This is a genomic window from Candidatus Eisenbacteria bacterium (assembly GCA_035577985.1).
Classification (GTDB): Bacteria; Desulfobacterota; Binatia; order DP-6; family DP-6; genus DATJZY01.
Map to the genome: position 1 here is coordinate 1 of DATJZY010000011.1, position 6,014 is coordinate 6,014.

At 66.1% G+C, this 6,014-nt stretch carries 7 protein-coding genes; all 7 read right to left on the bottom strand.

Going from position 1 to position 6,014, the window contains the following annotated elements; genetic code table 11:
• Nucleotides 1-143: ABC transporter ATP-binding protein (locus VMS22_01190; protein HXJ32628.1), on the bottom strand; the 143-nt coding region annotated here is incomplete at its 3' end.
• A 3-nt stretch (nt 144-146) separates the two neighbouring features.
• Nucleotides 147-1,307 (bottom strand): ABC transporter permease, encoded by a 1,161-nt coding sequence (locus VMS22_01195; GenBank protein ID HXJ32629.1) that lies wholly within the window; start codon nt 1,305-1,307, stop codon nt 147-149.
• A gap of 4 nt (nt 1,308-1,311) precedes the next feature.
• Nucleotides 1,312-1,599, bottom strand: coding sequence for a hypothetical protein (locus VMS22_01200; GenBank protein ID HXJ32630.1), 288 nt, complete (start codon nt 1,597-1,599; stop codon nt 1,312-1,314).
• Nucleotides 1,600-1,953: 354 nt separating this feature from the next.
• Nucleotides 1,954-2,847: a VOC family protein gene (locus VMS22_01205; GenBank protein HXJ32631.1), complete on the bottom strand. Its 894-nt coding sequence runs from the start codon at nt 2,845-2,847 to the stop codon at nt 1,954-1,956.
• 394 nt (nt 2,848-3,241) lie between these two features.
• Nucleotides 3,242-3,418, bottom strand: a complete 177-nt coding sequence (locus VMS22_01210) for a 4Fe-4S binding protein (protein ID HXJ32632.1) — start codon at nt 3,416-3,418, stop codon at nt 3,242-3,244.
• Between the two features lie 381 nt (nt 3,419-3,799).
• Complete coding sequence (locus VMS22_01215) at nt 3,800-5,341, bottom strand: sigma 54-interacting transcriptional regulator (GenBank protein HXJ32633.1); 1,542 nt, start codon at nt 5,339-5,341, stop codon at nt 3,800-3,802.
• A 310-nt stretch (nt 5,342-5,651) separates the two neighbouring features.
• A partial coding sequence (locus tag VMS22_01220) for an integrase core domain-containing protein (protein HXJ32634.1) occupies nt 5,652-6,014 on the bottom strand: 363 nt, incomplete at its 5' end.

Consider the following 6,014-nt stretch of genomic DNA (forward strand, 5'->3'; position numbering starts at 1 on the left):
GAGGGCCCGACGAGCATCAGGAGCTCGCCGCGACGCACGTCGAGATCGACGCCACGCAATGCCGTCACCTGCGCCTCGCCGGATCCGTACGTCTTGGTGACTCCCCGGCATCGAACGGCCACGTCCTGAAGTGCTGCTTCCATGTCCTACCCCTTGAAGACGATCGCGGGCTCGAGCCGCATGACCTTCCAGATGCTGAGCAGCGCCGCGAGCATGCAGATGAGCGCCACCGCGCCGGCGCTCACCAAGAGGAGCTGCCACGGCATGCGGAACGCGAGCTCGCTGTTGCGGGCGGCAAAGCCCATTGCCGAGGCCGCGCCGACGCCGAGCCCGTAGCCGATGGATCCAACGACAACGGCCTGGAGCAGGATCATGCGCAGCAGGGTTCCGTTCCCCGCCCCCATCGCCTTCAGCGCGCCGAACTGCCGGATGCTCTCGAGGGTGAAGTTGTAGAAGGTTTGCCCGGCTACGGCGGTTCCGACGATGAAGCCGAGCACCACAGCGATCCCGAAGTTGATGGGAATGCCCGTGTATCGGAGGAAGTAGTTGACGGTGAGCTGCTTGAAGCCGTCGCTCGTGTAGGCAGAGAGCCCTGTCGTGCGCTGAATCCGCGCACAGAGCTCGTCGAGATCCTGGCCGGGCTTCGCCTTCACGAGGACGAACGACAGGAGCCGGCGCTCCGGCGGAGCGATCGTGAGCGCACGCAGGTAGGTCGTGTAGACGACGGGCTGGGACTGGAAGGTGCGCGTGTTCCGCGAGATTCCGACGACGATGGCACGATGGTCGTTGATCTCCAGCACGTCGCCGATCGCGAGCGATGTCTTGGGTCCGCCCGGAAGTGCGGGCGGCTTCGCGAGCTTGTCGGTCGCTCCCACGAGGTCGACGATGACGCCGTCGGCGCGGCGGAGATCGGCGATCTGGCCCTGCACCATCTCGGGCGGTCCGCCAACCAAGGTCGCGTCGTCGAGCCCGACGACGTTCACGCTCTGGAAGTTGCCGTCCGCGAGGCGCGCCTTCAGCAGGCCCTTGTAGAGCGGCACCGCCCACTCGACGCCCTCCACACCGCGCACGCGCAGCAGCTGCGTGTCCTGCATCGGCTTGATGTCGTCGACGAACTGCACCTTCGGATCCATCACCCAGATGTCAGGCTGCCCGAGGTCCGTGATCGCGCCGTACGTCCGTGTCATCAGGCCGACGAAGATCGCGGTCTGCTGGGTGATGAGCAGCGACGCGAAGGTGATCCCCATGATGATTCCGAGGTACTTGGCGCGGTCGCCGACCAGCATCTTGAGGGCGACGAAGTTCATCGAGTCAGCCTCCTTCGCCGTGCCCCGCGACGATCTCGTCGCGGATCGCCGTCGTGAGAACGCCGGTTGCGAGGATGTCGACGCCCGCGCGATGCATCTGGGTAAGCAGCGCTTTGCCGGCCGCATCGACGAAGCAAACGTCGACGAGCTCGATCCGGAAGGCAGCGTCGTTGCTCGCCTCGCGCGTCCGCTGCCAGCATTCGCTCAGCTCGTCGACCCAGGGGCCTTGGAGGCGGCCCTCGAGCCGGAGCACGACGGTGTCGCTTTGGCGTTGGCTCGTGATGCGAAGCATGCCCGCTCGGCATCGCAAGGCGCGTGCCGGGCGCGGGCGCTTGCGACACGCCGCTGGGAAGCGCCGCGTGGCCCCGGTGCCGGTTTCCGTGCCCGGATCCGGCACGTTCGCCGGATCCATTCAGCACGCGTGGCGTCGCGTCGTCTCCGTGCGAGACACCGCCTGCTGGCCACGCAGGTCCACTCCTCGCGCTGGCCTCTCGGTTGTCGCCATCGAGGCGCGGTTCGACTCTCGAGCCGCTTGCGGCTCGAGCTGATCGGCGAGCCGTCCTGGACTCGACGAGAGTTGGATCTCCAGCGCGTCGAGCGTGGGCGCGTTGCCGAACGCCTTCCGCGGGTGCCGCCGCGCGGAGCGCTATTCGTCCGGACTGAAGAGCCCTGCGTGTCCCCAACCGTTGCCGGCTCCCATCACGTATCGCTCGGTTGTCCAGTTGGCCGGATCGATCGACCGCAGCTGCCAGCCGTATTCGAAGAGCCACCGGGAGGGACTGCGAAAGTAGAAGGACAGCCCCCGGTCGTCGGGATGCCGGCCCAGCGACGACTTCGTGATCTTCCGCTCGAGGCACAGGTCGTAGCTCGTCCCGACGTCGTCGAGCGAGTTCGTTTCGATCATGAGGTGCTGGATCTTGCGCGGAGACATCCGCATGCCGAAGAACGCCAGCGAGTGATGTCGCGGGTTGCAGTGGAGGAAGGCTCCCACCGGAGCGCCGTCCGGAGCCAGCACGTAGTCGGAGACCCCGAATCCGAGCGCGCGCACGTAGAAACGCGCAGCCGCCTGGACGTCCGAGCTGATCAGGACGACGTGCCCCAGGCCCAGCTCTCCCATCAGGAAGCCGGACAGCGCACGCGTCGGCGTGAAGCGCGGGTAGAGCAGCGTCTCGTTGCCGACGGTGAGCTCCATCCGCACGCCGGTGTAGGGGCACGTGAAATAGACGAACTCCAGCACGCGCCGCTCGGCCAGCTCGTCGGGCATTCCCGCTTGCACCTGGACGCCCTGACTCTCCAACACGCCCGCCGCCGCTTCCAAAACCTCATGACTCGCGAGCTCCCATCCCACGTAGGAGACATCGTCCTCGTCTCCCGCATGAATGGTGAGTCGATGGTGTCGCTCGTCCCCGCGCAGGTAGAGGAGCCGATCCTGGCTATCGGTGCCGATCTCGAATCCGAGAACCTCGGTGCCGAATTTCTTCCATGCGCCAAGGTCGCTCGCGTTCAGGCCCAGGTATGACAGCCTCGCTACGCCCATCATCGAATCCGCCTTTCTGGCTTCGTTCGTTGCTAGCGCCATCCGCTACGAGCGGACGGAACCTCTCAGCCGCCGGACCAAGTCCGCGATCGCTGCACCGATCTCGTCGTGGGTATCCTCCTGCAGCGTGTGCAGGCCCTTCACGGTGACCTCCGTCTGGGGGCGACATGCGGACGAGCTCACGGACGCGGTCCTCTCCCGCGCATGCGCGAACGGCTTCCGGTAGTGCGCCATCTTGTCGTCGGTCAGCCGCCGCATAACGGTCCCGAGACGCCGAACCTCGATGAACGCGCGACGGGCGAGGCTCGCTCGCCCAGCTCGTGGGTCGACCGGGGAGAATTCAATTGCCATGGTGATGACTCCATCCAATGGTGATCGCGCGACGACCGCGAAGCCATTACTCACGTCTGACAAGGGGCCCGACCAGCCATATCGCTTGCTCCGGGCACGCCACCACGCAGAGGCCGCAGCCCCGACACGCATCGGCGTTCGGCGTATAAGCAGTCCTTCTGCCGTGCGCCCAGAGCTTGAGCTTCACCAGGAGAGGCATCGCGTCGAACGTCTCGTCGTCCATGGGGCCGACTTCGAAGACATCGTACGGGCAGACTGCGACACAGTCCCCCTTGCCCTCGCAGCGCCTCGCGTCCACTGCGGGGTAGAAGACTCCCGGGTCTGCCTTGCACTCTGCGCCCGGTCGCTTCGGATCAGCCGCGGCACGCCTCGTCTTCACGGGATTCCTGCTCACTCGATGCCCTCCCGCGATCCGCGGCGCAGGGCATCCACCGAGGCCGCCGTGTCGCGTTCCTGATAGGTAGTGATGCGGAGCACACGCCTCTGCGTCGCAAGGCACGTGCCATGCGCAGCGACGCGAACCGGAGAAGGAGAAAGCGCCGCACCTCCCCGGTGCCGAGACCAGCGCCGGGAGATCCGGCACATTCGCCGAATCCCGGCACGCTCAGCGGGCGCGTTCGATTCCGAGTCGCTTCATGCGGTACTGCAGCGTCGTGCGCTTCATTCCCAAGCGAGCCGCCGCGCCCTTGGGACCGCCGAGCATCCAGTTCGCCTCTTCCAACGCGCGCAGGATGTGGGCGCGTTCGGCGCTCACCAGCACCTCGTCGCCGTTCTCCGCCGCGGTGGCGGGAGGACGTCGGGGGCCGAGCGCGTCGAGCGGCACTTCGAGGATCCGGCCGCGTGAAAGGATCAGCGCGCGCTCGACGAGGTTGGCGAGCTCGCGAACATTGCCCGGCCACGGGTATCGGCGCAGCGCTTCGAGCGTCTCGGCGGAGATGACCTCCACCTGCCGATTCATCGGGCGCGCCAGCCGCTGCACGAAGTACCGGACGAGCGCGGGGATGTCCTCCGACCGCTCGCGCAGCGCCGGCACGCGGATCGGAAAGACGTTCAAACGGTAATAGAGGTCATCCCGAAAGCGGTGCTCCTCCACCATCCGGTGGAGATCCCGGTTCGTGGCGGCGATCAGGCGGACGTCCACCCTGATCGTCTTCGCGCTGCCGATGCGCTCGAACTCCTTCTCTTGCAAGACACGCAACAGCTTCGGCTGCAGCTCGAGCGGGATCTCGCCGACCTCGTCGAGAAAGAGCGTCCCGCGGTCGGCGACCTCGAAGCGGCCGATCCTCTGCGCGATGGCGCCGGTGAACGCGCCCTTCTCGTGCCCGAACAGCTCGCTCTCGAGAAGACCCGACGGAATGGCGGCGCAGTTGATCTTCACGAACGTGCGCTCGCGACGGCTGCTGCGATCGTGGATGGCGCGTGCGAGCAGCTCCTTGCCGGTGCCGGTTTCGCCGAGGAGGAGCACGGTCGAGTCCGTCGCCGCGACCACCTCGACCTGTTGGAGCGCGCCGCGCAGCGCCGGGCTGTCTCCGACGATCTCCTCGAACGGGTGCTCGGTCTTGATCTCACTCTCGAGGTACAGGCGCTCTGCTGCGAGCTTGTCCTTGAGCTGCGCGATCTCGCGAAACGCCGTGGCGTTCTCGACTGCAACCGCGACGAGCTTCGCGACCTCGCCCATGAACTCGACCTCGGCTTCCGTGTAGGTCGCTTGCTCGCGACGCCCAAATGCGAGCGAACCGAGCCGCTTTCGCGCCGTCGTCAGTGGGAGCACGCAGAAGCTCTTCGTGCCTTGCTGCCGGATCGCCATGATCGCCTCGGGCCATCGGGTCTCGGCCGCGACGTCCGGGATGATGAGCGGCTGCTGGGAGAGGATCACGAAGCGAGTCGGCGAGTCTGCCGCCACCACCTCGGGTCGCGGCACGAGCGGCGTCCTCCCGGTCTCCAAGACCGCGGGCTGCACGGCATCGCGCTCCGGGTCGTAGAGCATTAGGCCGACGAAGTCGAAGGGCACGACGCGCTGCAGCTCGCCCGCCAGCCGGGCGAAGAGATCTTCCGGCTCCCGGCATGAGGTGATCGATTCGGCGACCGAGAGGAGCGCTTGAAAGCGCTCACGCAGGTTCGCGAGATCGGTCGAGCCTATTGCCATTGATGGAGAGCCCTCGTCGCGGGGACTTCGTATGTGGCCTTCTGATCGATCAGCCCAGCGAGGTTCAGCATCGATATCGACGGGGTTCTTCGCTGCCCGTTTGAAGCTCCTAGCCGCCCTTCGCGAGTGTCGCCCACAGGAGTATTGCTCGTCGACGCGGCTCTCGAAGTTCCCGGAAGAGTGCTGTGAAGTAGCCCCCGAGCATACGTGCGGCGCGAGCGACTTGTATCTCCATTTCAAATGGTGGGCTGAGCTGCAGGGCGAGCGGCCGTTGTGTGTTCTCAAAATTCGCCCGCACACTCAGGCGGCCTCACGCCATGCATATCGGCCATGAAGACCGCCCACGCGCGGTAACCGATTGTTCCGAGCCGAGCGAAGGCTTCGATTCGCAGACTCGGCCTTCCGGCGCGTCGGCGATCGAGGTGTGGACGCGATCGGTGTTGTAGTACTCGACATATTCCCGCAGCAATCGTCGCAGGTGGTCTTCACCGAGGATGACCACATGATCAAGGAGCTCGCGGCGCACGGTGCCGACAAACCGCTCCGCAGTCCCGTTCTGCCAGGGACTCTCGAGTGTCGTGCGCCGGGGATGGAGACCGAGGCTCTCGATCGCCTGCGTGATCGCGGAACAGAAGATCGCGTCGTTGTCGTAGATCAGAAACCGATGGAGCGG